This is a genomic window from Desmonostoc vinosum (genome assembly GCF_059505385.1).
Genome location: NZ_JCACKM010000068.1, coordinates 22,372 through 37,951, shown reverse-complemented (window position 1 = coordinate 37,951; position 15,580 = coordinate 22,372). Strand labels below are relative to the sequence as shown.

The 15,580-nt window shown below is 41.8% G+C and carries 17 protein-coding genes and 1 tRNA gene; 14 read left to right on the top strand and 4 right to left on the bottom strand.

All coding sequences use genetic code 11. The annotated features are described in order from the left end of the window. Positions 1-78 precede the first annotated feature (78 nt). From mutL to AC5JMF_RS12115, 4 genes are all read left to right on the top strand, one after another. Positions 79-1,737 carry a DNA mismatch repair endonuclease MutL gene (gene mutL / locus AC5JMF_RS12130; protein ID WP_495795964.1) on the top strand — a complete coding sequence of 553 codons (1,659 nt, stop codon included), beginning with the start codon at positions 79-81 and terminating at the stop codon, positions 1,735-1,737. Positions 1,738-1,852: 115 nt separating this feature from the next. Beyond that, positions 1,853-2,620, top strand: coding sequence for a TIGR04255 family protein (locus AC5JMF_RS12125; protein WP_495795963.1), 768 nt, complete (start codon positions 1,853-1,855; stop codon positions 2,618-2,620). Continuing rightward, on the top strand, positions 2,617-3,156 hold the full coding sequence (locus AC5JMF_RS12120) for a hypothetical protein (protein WP_495795962.1): 540 nt from the start codon (positions 2,617-2,619) through the stop codon (positions 3,154-3,156). Before AC5JMF_RS12125 ends, AC5JMF_RS12120 begins: the two co-directional genes overlap by 4 nt. Before the next feature lie 163 nt (positions 3,157-3,319). Then, positions 3,320-3,814: a hypothetical protein gene (locus AC5JMF_RS12115; RefSeq protein WP_495795961.1), complete on the top strand. Its 495-nt coding sequence runs from the start codon at positions 3,320-3,322 to the stop codon at positions 3,812-3,814. Positions 3,815-3,904: 90 nt separating this feature from the next. On the opposite strand, the gene AC5JMF_RS12110 is transcribed toward AC5JMF_RS12115, so the two are convergent. Further along, the gene (locus AC5JMF_RS12110; protein ID WP_495795960.1) at positions 3,905-4,060 is read right to left on the bottom strand and encodes a hypothetical protein; all 156 of its coding nucleotides are present in this window, start codon (positions 4,058-4,060) and stop codon (positions 3,905-3,907) included. A gap of 59 nt (positions 4,061-4,119) precedes the next feature. On the opposite strand from AC5JMF_RS12110, the gene AC5JMF_RS12105 reads away from it, so the two are divergent. The 5 genes from AC5JMF_RS12105 (at position 4,120) to AC5JMF_RS12085 (ending at position 7,060) form a co-directional block, all read left to right on the top strand. Continuing rightward, complete coding sequence (locus tag AC5JMF_RS12105) at positions 4,120-4,719, top strand: MiaE family protein (RefSeq protein WP_495795967.1); 600 nt, start codon at positions 4,120-4,122, stop codon at positions 4,717-4,719. A gap of 19 nt (positions 4,720-4,738) precedes the next feature. Beyond that, entirely contained in the window at positions 4,739-5,143 is a 405-nt protein-coding gene (locus AC5JMF_RS12100) for a VOC family protein (protein WP_495795959.1), read from the top strand. Between the two features lie 93 nt (positions 5,144-5,236). After that, a complete protein-coding gene (locus AC5JMF_RS12095) occupies positions 5,237-5,746 on the top strand; it encodes a GNAT family N-acetyltransferase (RefSeq protein ID WP_495795958.1) in 510 nt (169 codons plus the stop codon). A 97-nt stretch (positions 5,747-5,843) separates the two neighbouring features. Next, positions 5,844-6,521, top strand: a complete 678-nt coding sequence (locus tag AC5JMF_RS12090) for a ComF family protein (RefSeq protein ID WP_495795957.1) — start codon at positions 5,844-5,846, stop codon at positions 6,519-6,521. 83 nt (positions 6,522-6,604) lie between these two features. Beyond that, positions 6,605-7,060, top strand: coding sequence for a PPC domain-containing protein (locus AC5JMF_RS12085; RefSeq protein ID WP_495795956.1), 456 nt, complete (start codon positions 6,605-6,607; stop codon positions 7,058-7,060). Positions 7,061-7,578: 518 nt separating this feature from the next. Here the strand turns inward: AC5JMF_RS12085 and AC5JMF_RS12080 are convergent. After that, on the bottom strand, positions 7,579-7,791 hold the full coding sequence (locus AC5JMF_RS12080) for a hypothetical protein (protein WP_495795955.1): 213 nt from the start codon (positions 7,789-7,791) through the stop codon (positions 7,579-7,581). Between AC5JMF_RS12080 and AC5JMF_RS12075 the strand changes: the two genes are divergently transcribed. The 4 genes from AC5JMF_RS12075 to AC5JMF_RS12060 all read left to right on the top strand — a co-directional run bounded on the left by AC5JMF_RS12075 (position 7,779) and on the right by AC5JMF_RS12060 (position 11,858). After that, positions 7,779-8,762, top strand: coding sequence for an alpha-ketoacid dehydrogenase subunit beta (locus tag AC5JMF_RS12075; protein WP_495795954.1), 984 nt, complete (start codon positions 7,779-7,781; stop codon positions 8,760-8,762). The two genes, AC5JMF_RS12080 and AC5JMF_RS12075, sit on opposite strands and share 13 nt — an antisense overlap. Positions 8,763-8,929: 167 nt before the next feature. Then, entirely contained in the window at positions 8,930-10,345 is a 1,416-nt protein-coding gene (gene secD, locus AC5JMF_RS12070) for a protein translocase subunit SecD (protein ID WP_495795966.1), read from the top strand. Further along, on the top strand, positions 10,342-11,328 hold the full coding sequence (gene secF / locus AC5JMF_RS12065; protein WP_495795953.1) for a protein translocase subunit SecF: 987 nt from the start codon (positions 10,342-10,344) through the stop codon (positions 11,326-11,328). Before secD ends, secF begins: the two co-directional genes overlap by 4 nt. A 134-nt stretch (positions 11,329-11,462) precedes the next feature. Then, complete coding sequence (locus AC5JMF_RS12060) at positions 11,463-11,858, top strand: hypothetical protein (RefSeq protein WP_495795952.1); 396 nt, start codon at positions 11,463-11,465, stop codon at positions 11,856-11,858. 129 nt (positions 11,859-11,987) lie between these two features. On the opposite strand, the gene AC5JMF_RS12055 is transcribed toward AC5JMF_RS12060, so the two are convergent. Together AC5JMF_RS12055 and AC5JMF_RS12050 are read right to left on the bottom strand one after the other, a co-directional pair. After that, positions 11,988-12,061, bottom strand: a tRNA-Pro gene (locus AC5JMF_RS12055). Positions 12,062-12,133: 72 nt separating this feature from the next. Further along, entirely contained in the window at positions 12,134-13,858 is a 1,725-nt protein-coding gene (locus AC5JMF_RS12050; RefSeq protein ID WP_495795951.1) for a sensor histidine kinase, read from the bottom strand. A 1,018-nt stretch (positions 13,859-14,876) separates the two neighbouring features. Between AC5JMF_RS12050 and AC5JMF_RS12045 the strand changes: the two genes are divergently transcribed. Beyond that, positions 14,877-15,323 carry a CAAD domain-containing protein gene (locus tag AC5JMF_RS12045; RefSeq protein ID WP_495795950.1) on the top strand — a complete coding sequence of 149 codons (447 nt, stop codon included), beginning with the start codon at positions 14,877-14,879 and terminating at the stop codon, positions 15,321-15,323. The last annotated feature ends 257 nt before the right edge of the window (positions 15,324-15,580 follow it).

Genomic DNA, 15,580 nt, shown 5'->3' with positions numbered 1-15,580 from the left:
AGTCCCCAATCCCCAATCCCCAATCCCCAATCCCCAATCCCCAATCCCCAGTCCCTTATCTGCTGTAAAATATGATTTATGGCATCTACTATTCAAGCTTTACCAACAGAAGTTGTATATCTCATTACTGCTGGAGAGGTAATTGACTCATTGGCCTCTGTAGTCAGGGAATTGATTGAAAACTCCCTTGATGCAGGTGCAACGAGAATTGTAGTTTCTCTGTGGCCGCAGCAGTGGCGAGTTCGTGTGACAGATAATGGCTGTGGGATGAACTTAGATGATTTGCAACAAGCTGCCACAGCCCACAGTACCAGTAAAATTCGCTCTAGCGCTGATTTATGGAAAATTAACAGTCTGGGGTTTCGTGGTGAAGCTTTGCACAGTTTGACGATGCTGGCAGATTTGGAAATTTTGAGTCGTCCAATAAATGGAAAGTTAGGATGGCGAGTTGTTTATGGTGATGATGGCAAAGCTGTATTAGTAGAAGCAGCTGCGATCGCTCCTGGTACGGTGGTAACAGTTTCTAATTTATTTGCTTGCTCATCTCGTCGTCAGGGATTGCCAACATTAGCACAGCAAATGAAGGCTGTACAAGGAACAATCCAACAAATTGCCCTTTGTCATCCCCATGTTACCTGGCAAGTTTGGCAAAATGACCGCGAATGGTTCACCATCTGTCCGGCTGCGACAGTGGGACAACTTTTACCACAAATTCTCCCACAGGTGCGACAGGGTGATTTACAAGAGGTGACAGTAGAATTACCCCAAGCCCATAACTCAACACTAAACTTAGTCATCGGATTACCAGATCGCTGTCATCGCCATCGTCCAGATTGGGTACGAGTAGCCATCAACGGCAGAATGGTGAAATCTCCAGAACTAGAGCAAACTATTCTTTGTGCATTTCATAAAACATTACCACGCGATCGCTATCCGGTTTGTTTTCTGCATCTGGCCATTTCCCCCGACTACATCAACTGGAACCGCAACCCCGCCAAAACCGAAATTTATCTCAACGAACTCAGTTATTGGCAAGAACAAATTACCCAAGCGATCGATCAAGCATTCCGCATCAACTCAGCCAGTCTCAAAGAAACTACTCATATCACACGAGTCAGTAAATTACTTCAAGCCGCAGAAGGCAAAGGCGGTTATAACTTTAATCCGAAAAATTCCCATGAACACAGCGATACTCAGCACTCATTAAAAGCTGTAGCTCAAGTTAGCAACACTTATATAGTCGCAGAACATTCAGGCGGAATGTGGTTAGTAGAACAACACATTGCCCATGAACGAGTGTTATACGAGCAATTATGCGATAATTGGCAGCTGATCTCTATTGAACCCTCGATCATTCTCTATCAATTATCGCCAGCGCAAGTATCACAACTGCAACGCATCGGTTTAGACATCGAACCCTTTGGAGAACAACTTTGGGCCGCGCGTACAGTCCCTGCACTGTTGCAGCAGCGAGACGACTGTGCAGAAGCAATTTTAGAACTCAGTTGGGGAGGCGACTTACAAACAGCTCAAGTAGCTGTCGCCTGTCGTAGTGCCATTCGTAATGGTACACCCATGAACCTCCAAGAAATGCAAACGCTTTTAGATCAATGGCAACGCACACGTAACCCCCGCACTTGTCCCCACGGACGCCCAATTTATCTATCATTAGAAGAGTCCGCTTTAGCTCGTTTTTTCCGCCGTCATTGGGTAATTGGTAAAAGTCACGGCCTTTAAAGGTCTTATATCGTTATGGTTTTGATACGGACAAGAGCCTTAAAGTCTTGTAGACTAAGGTTATAGATACTAAATTTTAGTTATAAGCCTTAACTGGTTTCTAAATAAATGAAAAATGAGATTCCTTAACCCACCCATCACCGAAGCCATTGTTGATATAACAGTCAATCTTCATGATAATTTTAATCATGAAGAACTTTTGAAGTTTCATGAAAATATTAAAGACTCTTTTCCAAATATTCAAAAGAGAATGGCACTTCAAGGGGGTTTTGAATTTGACTTAGAGAATTCGGATGAAATCAACTCTCAATTTTTTTCAGTATCTAATAAGCCTGAAGGATATATTTTTATTTCTAATGACCAAAAAAGAATTATTCAAGCTAGGCTAAATGGCTTTACATTCAGTAGGTTGAAGCCCTATGAGAATTGGGAAAGCTTTTATGGAGAGGCATATAAGTTATGGCAAAAGTATGCTCAAATTACATCTCCTACAGAAGTAGTCCGTCTTGCTCTACGGTATGTCAACCAAATTATGATACCTGCAACAGGAACTATAGAGCTAAAAAATTACGTAAAAACATTACCAGAAATATCGAGTAATTTATCGGTAATAATGGAAGGCTATTTTATGCAAATAATTGTAGTCCATCCAGAATATCAACCCTCAAGAGGAATTATTAATCAAACAATCGGTCAAGTAACCGAAAATGAAAAGGGTGAAAAAGCGATTCCTTTAATATTTGATATAGATGTTTTTCAACAAGTAAATCTTCACCATAATGATGATAAAATCAATAAAATTTTTGAATTAAATTTGCGACGCTTTAGAGACGAAATATTTTTTAAGAGCATTACTGATAAAACAGAGGATCTTTTCAAATGAGTAAGTTACTTGCTATAGATAAAAATCAGTTTTTGAGTACAACTTCTAGCAGTGGTAGTAGTAATGAACACTACAAAATAATTCGAGCAAGCCAACAAGTTCAAAGACATAGGCTAGAAGCCAAAGTATGGAAATATAATACATCGTTGTATTTATTCTCTGATTTAGATATTTCTGAGTTTGAGAATAGAGTAGAAGAGATTCGAGATGAACTCTTGGAAGGTCATCTTGCACTTTCCAAAGAAGACGTAAATATTCTCAAGCAACTAGTTAGATGTTTAAGTGTTTTCCAACTTCTAGCTGTGGCAAGGCTTATGAGTCCTCTTTTAGAAAATGAGCGATTATCTCAAGATGCAGCTTACATAATCAGTGTGCTTTTAGCGCATCCAGCAGACGAAGTAAGATATGCTGCTTTAGAAGCAATTAGTTTTGCTCTAGGTGAAGTTCCTATTGCTGAAGAAATACTTGCAGAAGCAAAGAATTTGCTTAAAAATGAAGAAAGTACATTTGTACGTGAATTTTTGGAGTCACTATAGCAATCCTATTTGAGATCCGAACAGGGCATACACTCATGCAGCTTAGAAAAATCAAATTCTTGGTGATTAATAAAGAACTTCAGTTAGTATAAATGTATCATTAGGTTCTATGTAATTTAGGATTGCTATATAAGGTGTGAGTGAATTACGTTACTACAGAAGTGTGAAAAGCCTTGCAACGTGGAAAGCTGGTAAGCAGCAAAAGGCAATTCCATCTCCAGAACACGCGAATCGATACCTAAGAGATATTAAGGAGGGAAAAGGTTTTCCTTCCTTATGGCTACCTTCATGTTCTGAAGACTTAGAGAAAATTTCTTTAGGAATCCTGTTGAGAAAAGGACATCTCGATACCATAAACTTAGTTGGCTTTAATGAATGCTGCTTTAGTAATATGGGAATTGAGGTGAGTAAAGTAGAAGATACTAATTTCCCTATACCTACAGTAGGCCACTTACATTATGAATTGTGTACCACAGATGACCTTGAGTTAACAGCAGCAATAGAGTTATTTATTAAATGTAATGGTGACATTGCAGATTTTGTTAAGTCAGATCCTAATAAAAACAATATGCGGAAAGTAGCTGCAAAGTATATGAGTGAAGTCAGCAAGCAATATCAGCACAAAGTTCAAGAGTGGGCTAAAGAATACTTACAATGAGAGTCTAGCCATAATATCTGCATTAACCTATCGATATCAACCCCCACTACAACAGCCAATGCTTCCTACTGCTGCTGAGAAGGAGGGGAATTAAACCGAAACTTTTCCCATCGGGCGATCGCGTACCTCTGCTAAAATCGAACGATTACTAATCTCTTTGCCAACCTGCCGAATCGCAATACCACGTTTTCCCCTGCATAACCTGCCAAGTTCTCCCCGCGATAGGCGCAAAATTTGACGTCGCATATAAGATCAATTTGCTGGGATACTCAGCAAAATAAAAATTTATGGAGTTTTGTGACTCTGTGATTACTTCTGGATTACCAACTATCAACGCCCTCAAACAACCCACTAGTGAAGCTTGGGTAAAACAAGCGATCGCTAACCTAGATATCATCTTACTCGACCACTCTCACTGTGAACGTAAAGCAGCAGGTGTAGCTTTAAACTTTATGTTTCGCTACCCATCCAATACTAAAATGGTGCGAGAGTTAACAGCGATCGCGATCGAAGAACTAGAACACTTTGAACTAGTTAACCAATGGCTAGAACGCCGCAATATCCCCCTTGCACCCCTACCACCACCACCCTACGGTGCAGGCTTAAAAGCTCAAGTTCGTCCTCAAGAACCCCATAAATTTTTAGATTCTTTGCTAGTTACTGGTTTAATAGAAGCTCGTAGCCACGAACGCCTGGGACTATTAGCTAATTACTGTCCTGAACCACAATTAGCAAAATTTTATCGTGGCTTAATGGCATCAGAAGCGCGGCACTACGGTATATACTGGGTTCTAGCTGCTACTTACTTTGACCGAGAAATTGTCATGCAACGACTCGATGAATTGGCAATTGTCGAAAGTGAGTTACTAGCGACTTTGCACCCAGAACCAAGAATCCATAGTTAGTAGACTAACGCCAGAGATTATGAAGCTTCAGTTAACACATACAAGACTGCTTGTTTCCAACTTCAAAGATACTTTTCTGTTCTACCGAGATTTACTCAGATTTGATGTCGATTGGGGCGATGAAAATAGTGGGTACGCTGAGTTTAATACTGGATATGTCAAACTGGGTTTGTTCAAAATGGAATTAATGGCTGAAGTCGTCCCCAGAGTCGTACAGCCTTCATATGTTGCCAATCAAGACAGAATTGCTCTAATTTTTGCAGTCGATAACGTAGATGAGGTTTATCAGCAAGTAAAAGATCACGGTGCGACAGTTGTCACCTCACCTGTAGATCGTCCAGATTGGGGGATTCGTACAGCTCACTTTCGCGATCCCGACGGGAATTTAATTGAAATATACAGCAACTTAGGCATATTAAATTAACAGTTTGTGATCTAAATATTTGAAACTTTACTAAACTCACCCCATTCAGGCAGCAAAGCAACATCCTGATGAAGAAATAATATTTTTTGTTGAATGAAAAATCATTATCGAGATTTTTTAATTCGTGATTGGCAAGAACGCGATCGCCACAAAGCTGCGGAAGTTATCCGTACTGTATTATCAGAATACGGTCTAAGTTGGGAACCAGATGATGCAGACAAAGATGTCCTGCAAGTAGAAGCATATTACTTAACTACTGGCGGTGAGTTTTGGGTGATTGAATACCAAAGCCAAATCGTAGGTACGGGAGCATACTACCCCATACATCGTGGCGAAAAAGCAGTAGAAATCCGCAAAATGTACCTTTTGCCAAGCGTGCGGGGTGTGGGAATGGGGAAATATTTGTTACAACAGCTAGAAATAGCGATCGCTTCTCGTGGTTTTCAGCAAATTTGGATTGAAACCGCCAGCGTTTTAGCCGAAGCCGTCAAACTATATGAAACCAACGGCTACAACCCAACAACAGGAATAGAAACAACACGATGCGATCGCGTTTATTTTAAGTGGTTAGTACCTAGTAGACAAATGACAAATGACCAATAACAAAAAATTCAAAATTCAAAATTAGAAAATAACCAATTACCAAAGGCTAACTGATAATTAATAGCTGACGCCATTAGTAATGTTGATGCAATAACAAATGCACCCTTGGACTCAAAATATCAAAGGTTTACTCAATCTGTTTCTCCAATCTCATTGCCCTCTGTGTCAAAGAAGCACATCTAGTGAATTTTGTCAAAATTGTACTAAACAGCTACAAAACTGTCATCTCAAAAACCATAATTTTCTCTGGCAAGAGCCAATACCAGTGTTTGGCTGGGGGGTTTATGGAGGGCCCTTAAAACGAGCGATCGCCGCGATGAAATACGAAAATCAACCCCAAATCGCGCGTCCTTTGGGTCAATGGTTAGGCGAAACTTGGTTATTAAACTCGCCAATTGGCGATCATCAAGCCGTGGTAGTTCCCATACCACTCCACGCCAATAAGCAAAAGCAACGAAAATATAATCAAGCTGCGTTAATCGCCAAAAGCTTCTGTGAAACAACTGGGTTAAGATTGAAACTAAATGCTTTAGAAAGGGTGCGAGAAACTAAAGCGCAGTTTGGTTTATCAGTATCTGAGCGAGAAGGAAACTTAGTTGAAGCTTTTGCTGTAGGGCAAGAATTTCGCCGTCGCCTCTCACATCTGCCTGTACTTTTAGTAGACGACATTTATACTACTGGTGCTACCGCCAAGTCTGCTGTGCAAACACTTAGCCAGTGTGGAATAGTAGTTTTAGGATTAGCAGCTGTCGCCACTACCGTAAAAGACAAATAAAAGGTTAATCGGTAAATTCTATCGAGTAATTTTATAGCTGACCAAACGTAGACTATTTTTGGAGAAACACTACTTTAAATGTTATGAATAAAGCTTTTACAGTGGGTTTGAAACCATTCATCATTGTTCCTGCCATGTTGCTAGCGATCGGCATCAGTACAAAAGCCGCTTTCGCTCAAAATAAGTTGTATAGTCCAATACCTTTAGCTAACACCGCTGAGTTGTCAGACACACTTTCAGAAAAAGACATTCCCACAGGCCAAGGTGGATTTGCTCGTGACTATACAGTTAAATTGCAGAAAGGCGATAACCTAGCAGTTGATTTATCATCTGACAGTTTTGACAGCATCATCACCTTGCTAGCACCCGATGGCTCAACATTAGCAGAAAATGACGATGGCCCCGATGGTAGCAGCAATTCTCTACTGTTTACTCGGATTAACGAAACCGGAACTTATATAGTCCGTGTCAGATCTTTTGGAGAAACTGGTGTTGGTGGTTTCAAACTGAAAGTGACAAAGCTACAACCGATTAAATAATTCGTAATTCGTAATTCGTAATTCGTAATAACGCTCCTTCGGACGCTCGTACCTCGCTAACGCTGCGCTAACGTAATTCGTAATTAAGTGAGAGAATGGGGAACTCGGGGCTCCCGCTCCCGGAGTGAGTGGGGATTAGGGGTAATGGGGAATAGGACACGGGGACACCGGGACGCGGAGAAAATTTCTCCCTCATCTTTCGGTTGGTGAGTTTCGGCTACGCGGTAATCGAGCGAAGTCGAGATTCAACTACCGTTTCGGCTACGCGGTAGCAAGCTACGCGTAGCGTCTGCGACAGGAGAAGTCGAAGTGCATCCTCCCACTTTTTACCCCCACCAAAAACCTGATTCCTCTGTAGTGGTAATTCATGAATTACCGCTATATTCCTGCGGACAAAAATTGGCCAAGTTGGCTTATTTGTTTGACAAATTACCAATACTATGAAGTAGGGGATATCTACGGTAATTTTTGGTTTGGGGAACAACTTTGATATAGTTAACTCGGTAAATATTCCCTCTCTAGCGGCAAAACAGCAAATTGACAGCAACAAAGAAGCAGAAATAATCAGGAAAAAGGAAGAGTCTTTTTACTTTTTTTCCCTCTATGCTTTGAGCGGTTAGTTTAAACAACCCAATTTCTAACTGGTGCGATCGCTCACGGTATTTGCCTTCATCGGCACGATAGGATTCTAAAACAATAACTGTACTAAAAGGTCTAAATGGCAGAAACATTATTTTTTAACGCTTTGCGGGAAGCCATTGATGAAGAAATGGCACGCGACTCCAGTGTATTCGTTCTTGGTGAAGACGTAGGACACTATGGCGGTTCCTACAAAGTTACCAAAGACCTTTACCAAAAGTATGGCGAACTGAGAGTTCTAGATACCCCCATCGCAGAAAACAGCTTTACAGGCATGGCGGTAGGAGCAGCAATGACTGGGTTGCGTCCGATCATTGAAGGCATGAACATGGGCTTTTTACTGTTGGCTTTTAACCAGATATCCAACAACGCCGGCATGTTGCGCTACACTTCTGGCGGTAACTTTAAAATTCCGATGGTAATTCGTGGCCCTGGAGGAGTAGGGCGTCAGCTAGGTGCAGAACATTCTCAGCGATTAGAAACCTACTTTCAAGCAGTGCCAGGGTTGAAGATTGTTGCTTGTTCAACACCTAGAAACGCCAAAGGATTGCTCAAGTCAGCCATCCGTGATGATAACCCAGTCTTATTCTTTGAACACGTCTTACTATACAACTTAAAAGAAGATCTCCCAGAAGGAGAATATCTCTTACCCTTGGATAAAGCAGAAGTTGTACGTCGCGGTAAAGATGTCACAATTATCACTTATTCACGGATGCGGCATCACGTGACGCAAGCAGTAAAAACTTTAGAAAAGAAAGGTTACGACCCAGAAGTCATCGATTTAATATCGCTCAAACCTTTAGATTTTGATACAATCGGCGCATCTGTACGCAAAACCCATCGCGTCATCGTCGTCGAAGAATCCATGCGAACTGCGGGTATTGGGGCAGAAGTCATCGCTTCAATTAACGATCGCCTATTTGACGAATTGGATGCGCCAGTACTGCGTCTATCCTCCCAAGATATCCCCACACCCTACAACGGCAACCTAGAACGATTAACAATCGTCCAACCAGAGCAAATTGTCGAAGCCGTAGAAAAAATGATGGCCGCGCGGGTTTAGCTAGAGGCTAGGGGGATGAGGGGGATGAGGGAGATGAGGGAGAAATTTTCTCCGCGTCCCCGTGTCCCCGCGTCCCCGCGTCTCCACGTCCCCGCGTCCCCGCGTCCCCACTCCCATAACTCCATAAAAGAGCGCTATTATAGCCTTTGTCAGTTGCGAGTTATGGTATGCAAAGACAGCGATCGCTATTGGTCTTGATTTTTTTCCTAATAATTGCGGCTGTTGCGGCAATTATCACTATTCCTGTACCCTTGGGACTGGACTTGAGGGGAGGTTCACAACTTACAATTCAGGTGAAACCATCGGCGGAAATTCCGCAAATCACCGAGCGAGAATTGGAAGGTGTTAAGAAAGTTGTAGAAGGTCGAATAAATGCTCTGGGCGTTTCAGAACCATTGATTGATACAGTCCGCCCGGATAAAATCTTGGTACAGTTACCAGGAGTCAACGATCCAGAGCAAGCTGAGCGTGTGCTGGGAGGTACAGCGCAGTTAGAATTCCGCACGCAAAAGCCTGGTACGGAAAGACAACTTTTTGATTTAGAAATATCGACCAAACCAGAACTGAAAGCAAAGCAGGAAGAAGCAAAGAAGAAAAAAGATCAAGCAGCGATTGCTAAAAATCAAGAAGAGTTAAATAAACTTAACCAAGCGATCGCGGGTTTATTTGAAACCACTAACCCCCCATTAGATGGCAAATACCTCAAGGATGCTTACGGTGAACCCTCCCAAGGTAGTAATTGGAATGTTGCCCTTCGCTTCGATCAAAAGGGTGGCGAACTGTTCGCAGAATTGACGAAAAATCTTGCAGGCACAGGACGCAGCATTGGGATTTTTCTGGATAATGAGCTAATTAGCTACCCCACTGTCGGCCCAGAACATGCTGCCACCGGGATTACGGGTGGTGGTGCGATCATTCAAGGTCAGTTTACAGCACAAGAATCCAACGACTTAGCTGTAAAACTACGTGGCGGTGCATTACCAGTACCAGTAGAAATTGCCGAAATCCGCACTGTTGGCGCAACTTTAGGAAAAGATAGTATTACTAGCAGTATTTACGCTGGCATTAGTGGCTTGATTCTAGTATTAATATTTATGGTGGTTTATTATAGGCTGCCAGGATTGATTGCGGATGTGGCATTGATCATCTACGCTCTGTTGACCTGGGCAACATTTGCTTTATTCAATGTAACTTTGACCTTGCCAGGAATTGCCGGTTTTATCCTCAGTATTGGGATGGCGGTAGACGCGAATGTCCTGATTTTTGAGCGGACGCGAGAAGAATTACAAGCAGGCAAATCGCTGTATCGTTCGGTAGAATCTGGTTTTTACCGCGCTTTTTCCAGTATTTTAGATGGCAACGTCACCACAGTAATTGCCTGTGCCGCACTATTCTTTCTGGGAGCTGGTTTAGTTAAAGGTTTTGCCTTAACTTTAGGTTTGGGGGTAGCAGTGAGTATGTTTACAGCAATCACCTGTAGTCGCACCTTGATGTTCTTGGCAATTACAATTCCGGCACTGCGGAAACCAGAACTTTTCTGTCCAAACCTGCCAGCATCTAATCAGGCAGAGGTAGCCAAATGAAACTGAGTATTAATAAATCGCGATCGCTTTGGTGGGTTATTTCTTCTGCCGTCATCCTGGCTGGTATCATCTCTATGGTGATTTCTTGGCAAGATCCAAGCATCAAAGCACCCCTACGCCCTAGTTTAGATTTTGTTGGTGGTACACGATTGCAGTTAGAACGCGATTGTAACAAACCAGGTAATTGCAACCAGCCAATTGATATTAATGTCGTTCGAGAAGTCGCTAAAGCACAAGGACTCGGTGACAGTGGTATCCAACTTGTTGCTGACAAAGACACAGGTGCAGAAAATGGGATACTAATTCGAGCAAAAGATTTAGGTCTTGAACAACGCAGCAAATTGCAGAGTGCCTTAAGCGAAAAAGTTGGCACCTTTGACGAGCAAAAAAATCAACTTGACAGGGTTGGCCCAACTCTAGGAAAAGAATTGTTTACCTCTGGTGTCATTGCTCTAATTGTTTCTTTCACAGGTATCGTTATATACTTGAGCTTCCGATTTCAATTAGACTATGCAGTATTTGCGATCGTGGCTCTATTTCATGATGTCTTAATTACCGCCGGAATTTTCTCAATATTGGGTTTAGTACTAGGCATTGAAGTAGATAGCCTTTTCATCGTTGCCTTGCTGACAATTACAGGTTTCTCGGTCAACGATACTGTGGTAATTTACGATCGCATTCGTGAAACCCTCAAAATTAATCCCAACCGGCCAATTGCTGAAATCGTGGACGACGCGGTAAACCAAACATTAGGAAGGTCAATCAACACGACTTTCACCACGATGTTACCACTGTTTGCTATCTTTCTATTTGGCGGCGAAACCCTGAAAAACTTTGCTCTAGCTCTAATCATTGGCTTTATAGCGGGAGCTTATTCCAGCATTTTCATCGCCAGTACTCTTCTAACTTTGTGGCGAGAACGCAACAGTCAATCCCAGATCATAGCTAATACTGAATCAATTGATACATCAACTGGGAATTAGTCATTGGTGATTTGTCATTGGTTATTCTCCGCGTCCCCGCATCTCCCTGTCCTCGCGTCTCCCTCATCCCCGGTTGGCTTGCTACGCGTAGCGTCTCCAACAGGAGAAGTCGAACTACATCCCCCCCACCGCCTATGGATAAACCTGAAGAACAAGCTTTAATCACAGACCCATTGTTTGATCGACAAGTGCAAAGGCTACATCAGCTGACAGTGTATGGTAGGTGGCTATTTGTTGGCTTTTTATGGCTTACTATTGCGCCTATTTGCTTGTGGGATTTACGTGCAGAGTTTGCTTTGTGGCAACAATACTTTACTTGGGTAGCTGTAAGATATGGACTTTTGTACCATCCATTGTCTGCGCTGGGTTTAGCGTTTTGTATTGGGATGACTGCTGCTATTTTAGTTTGGCAAAGTCGAAATATCCTACTTGGACTACCACAGCAGGAAAAACAACGTCTAGAAAAACAAGTTTGTCGCATACGTCAGCAAGGCCCTACTCATCCCTTATGGAAGTGGGTTTGCCAATAGATTCACAAGATTGACACTCCCCGCTCCGCTCTCAAGAGACGGGGATTCTAGACCCCCAAGACAGCGCTGACTCACCAATCGCCCAATGATTGGCAAATCTCCTGTAGCGCGTTGCAGATTTTTCAAAAATCGGGATGACTGGATTCGAACCAGCGGCCCCTTCGTCCCGAACGAAGTGCGCTACCAAGCTGCGCTACATCCCGCCACAAAAATGGCAATATAAAACTAGAATACCATAACCAAGCCCTTTTAGGTCGGGCGTAATGCCTAATTTCTTATTCTTGGACAGTGATTGGCAAGTGAACAATAAAAGTAGAACCAACTCCTGGCTGACTTTTGACAATGATTTCACCACCCATCATTTGGCAAAAGTGGCGACTAATGGCTAATCCCAGTCCTGTACCGCCATACTTTTTCGTAGTTGAGGTATCGCCTTGGGTAAAGGGTTGAAATAATTGCTGTTGTTGAGTTTGGGTCATACCAATACCCGTATCGGTGACAGTGAAGGTGATACTGCCAAAAGGAGCTTCGGGTAGCAATTCTTCCTTTTGACTTGTGACTGTCAGCGTCACCTTGCCATTTGTAGTGAATTTGGCGGCGTTACTGAGTAAGTTTAACAATACTTGCCGCATCCTAGTTTGATCGGCATACATAGTACCAGGTTGTTGATCGCAATTTACGTCTAGGATGTTGGCATTTTTTTCTATAGATGGCTTGACTGTCTGCACAACATTATTGATCAACGTGGCAATCTCAAAAGTTTCGGGATAAAGCGTCATTTTCCCCGCTTCAATTTTTGATAAGTCGAGGATATCGTTAATCAAGTTGAGTAGATGCTTGCCTGCTGAGTTGATTGTTTCTAAGTCTGTGATAAAGTCTCCTGATAAATCCAAATCGGCTGCATCATCTTGTAGAAGCTGGCTTAAGCCAATCACGGCGTTTAAAGGTGTACGCAGTTCATGACTGACATTGGCGAGAAATATGCTTTTGGCTTTGCTGGCAGCTTCAGCTAATTCTTTAGCTTGTTGGAGTTCTTTTGTTCGCTCAGATACTCTCTCAATCAATCGATTTAGAGATTTGGCTAATAATCCAATTTCATCTTCCGTAATCACCGGCGCTCGCAAATCAAAATTAGATTTCCTTGCTACCTGTTCAGCTACTTGGGTGACAGTAATGACTGGCTCGGCGATCGCTCGACTGGTACGCCACGCTATAATAGCGGCGATCGCCACTGATACCAGCATACTCACCATCACAATTAATCTTTCAACTCCTTTGGCCTGCTCAACATCTTTCTGTCTTTGCTGTTCTTGCTCATCAGCAGTTTGCAGGATGTTAGTTAATTTTTGTGAAAGTTGGTCTAGCCGCATGGCTGTTTGACCACGCATAATTTTCAGCAGTTCCTCTCTGACTAAAGAAATTTGCTGTGGCTGCACTTGCTGAGAGTCAATCTGCTGTAATGTATACTCTATTTGGTTAACATAAGATTTTAAATTAGTGGCGTAATCCTGTAACAAAGTTTGTAAAGTGGAGCTAGTTGCTGCTAATTTTCGCGGCTTGCTGTCAATAAACTTGGCAATTTCTTGCTCTAATTTCTTAGCTTTATCAACACTCTTAATAAATTCAGTTTTTGTACTTAAAAGTCTTGGTGAATCCTCTAAGACTGCAACTAATTTAGAGCTGTATAATTGTGCCCCTATTACCGCGTCTTTATAGTTAGCGAGTAGTTGCCCTTGCTCATAGGCTTGATTAAATTGTCTAATTTCCCTGCCTCGATAATAGTTGGCTATCACTAATCCAGTAAGTGAGCCGAAAAAGCCAATGCCAATTGCGACAAAATACCCATAGCCAATTTTTTGATGGATACGCCAAGAACTAGCTTTAAGCTTCCCTCGCGAGGGAAATTCTATGGTTGGGAGTTCGTCTGTCGATAGCTCTTCCGCTGACACTTTTTTGCTTTGTGAACTGCTGTCGATAGGGGTTATCTTTTGAGTCGTCATTCCTCAAATTTCCTGGCCTGCCCACAAAAATCATCAAATCAGTCTAGCCGATGTCGTCACTTCAATCGGTGATGATCATCTACATTATCTTCTTTTATGACAATAACAAATTACTGTCTGGAGATAATTGGCACAGCAAATACTAAATTTGAGCGATTTTGATGGTAATCTTGGCAATAATATTTTGCTAAGAGGGAACACAATTCACTTTTTTAGTAACAAATAATTTTCTCAAATAGAGAAACTCTTATAGAGTATTTATCCTTGGTAATTTTCTCAGCTTGCAATTAATTACAGTGAGTGGTTACGATTGGGCATACTATTACCCTAGCCTATTGCTTCTTGATAAAACTAATAAAATCAGGAAAAAACCAAATAGAGTTGAAATTTGCTTACTCAGGATGAGTTTACAACCCCTGATAGATATTGGCAAACTTTAGGCAGTCCCACAAAAATTTCATCCCTCAGCACCAGAGAGACTAGAGACTAGTATTTTATGCTGAGGACTTAGAACTCTTATTGACCAATAAGTTTGTGGATTGTATCATAAAAAAATTTAAGCTTAAATATGTAAATATATAAAAACTTTTGTTAAGTATTAATATCAATCCTCATGGGTCAATTGACGAACGCGGCTTAAGATAGCTTTAATATCAGATCAAATCGGCGTCTAGGCTTGTATAAATGAGAGTGGACTGTTTTTTGCATGATTTGTACTTCGATGAGTACGATTATGAGCAACTGACACAGCATGAGATAATCACAACCTGAGGATTCCAGTTGATTAACAAACCAGAACTCAGAAGGCTGATTTTAATACATTCTGCCACTTTCTGAATTTTATCCTCCTACTGACTGTCTACCTTGTAGTTGATGCAGTAGAGATAACGGGGCAATTATGGTTATAGGACACTAAAACCTTTTCCCCAACCTAGTTGTACTGATGCACTCGTGCGTTAACTAATCAACAGCCTTCTGGTTGTAATTGTCCCGATAAGAGAAACTCAACTGTCAAATTATGGAAGTGAAAATGCAAGAACCGGAATTCACACAAACCAAGTCAACCGAGGCAACGATGCCAGAGATTAACAACCAAACAGGAACCATTACTAAACTCCAGCCTGCCGGACAGTCTCAAGAGCAATGGCTGAAATACGGCGAACAAGTTTCTGGCTTTTTAGCGACATTGCCCGAATACCTGGGAACCTTCTTTAATCAATATAAGCAGCCCTTGGTTTCAGTTGGTTTGATTGTGGGTGCAATTGTCGCAGTTAAGATACTTTTGGCCATATTGGATGCTTTGAATGATATCCCCTTGATAGCACCCACTTTTGAGTTGATTGGTATTGGTTACTCCGCCTGGTTTGTTTACCGCTATTTACTCAAAGCTTCAACTAGGAAGGAGTTAACTAGTGAAATTACTACCCTCAAATCACAAGTTGTTGGCAAAATTCCAGAAGCTTAATTTTTGATGGTTAATACCCTGCCGCAAGCGATTCTGTAGAGGACACTACTTTACAAACAGAAGTCTATGGACGCTTATGCAGCTTTGTTTGAGCAGAACTTTTAGGAGTTCTCACCATAAAAGCAAGTGTCTGTAGCGTCCATGCTTCAATTCAAAATTAAAAATAAAATCATTTTTGAACTTGAAATTTTGAATTAAGCGCAGGTGTTGACCTTATTCAGTGCTGAGTACTCAGTACAGTATTCTTACTCGTAACT

Bases quoted from the DNA above. Each gene is read 5' to 3' on its own strand.
- mutL (WP_495795964.1), top strand. From the start codon at position 79: ATGGCATCTACTATTCAAGCTTTACCAACAGAAGTTGTATATCTCATT.
- AC5JMF_RS12125 (WP_495795963.1), top strand. From the start codon at position 1,853: ATGAGATTCCTTAACCCACCCATCACCGAAGCCATTGTTGATATAACA.
- AC5JMF_RS12120 (WP_495795962.1), top strand. From the start codon at position 2,617: ATGAGTAAGTTACTTGCTATAGATAAAAATCAGTTTTTGAGTACAACT.
- AC5JMF_RS12110 (WP_495795960.1), bottom strand. From the start codon at position 4,060: ATGCGACGTCAAATTTTGCGCCTATCGCGGGGAGAACTTGGCAGGTTA.
- AC5JMF_RS12100 (WP_495795959.1), top strand. From the start codon at position 4,739: ATGAAGCTTCAGTTAACACATACAAGACTGCTTGTTTCCAACTTCAAA.
- AC5JMF_RS12095 (WP_495795958.1), top strand. From the start codon at position 5,237: ATGAAAAATCATTATCGAGATTTTTTAATTCGTGATTGGCAAGAACGC.
- AC5JMF_RS12090 (WP_495795957.1), top strand. From the start codon at position 5,844: ATGCACCCTTGGACTCAAAATATCAAAGGTTTACTCAATCTGTTTCTC.
- AC5JMF_RS12085 (WP_495795956.1), top strand. From the start codon at position 6,605: ATGAATAAAGCTTTTACAGTGGGTTTGAAACCATTCATCATTGTTCCT.
- AC5JMF_RS12075 (WP_495795954.1), top strand. From the start codon at position 7,779: ATGGCAGAAACATTATTTTTTAACGCTTTGCGGGAAGCCATTGATGAA.
- AC5JMF_RS12080 (WP_495795955.1), bottom strand. From the start codon at position 7,791: ATGTTTCTGCCATTTAGACCTTTTAGTACAGTTATTGTTTTAGAATCC.
- secD (WP_495795966.1), top strand. From the start codon at position 8,930: ATGCAAAGACAGCGATCGCTATTGGTCTTGATTTTTTTCCTAATAATT.
- secF (WP_495795953.1), top strand. From the start codon at position 10,342: ATGAAACTGAGTATTAATAAATCGCGATCGCTTTGGTGGGTTATTTCT.
- AC5JMF_RS12060 (WP_495795952.1), top strand. From the start codon at position 11,463: ATGGATAAACCTGAAGAACAAGCTTTAATCACAGACCCATTGTTTGAT.
- AC5JMF_RS12050 (WP_495795951.1), bottom strand. From the start codon at position 13,858: ATGACGACTCAAAAGATAACCCCTATCGACAGCAGTTCACAAAGCAAA.
- AC5JMF_RS12045 (WP_495795950.1), top strand. From the start codon at position 14,877: ATGGAAGTGAAAATGCAAGAACCGGAATTCACACAAACCAAGTCAACC.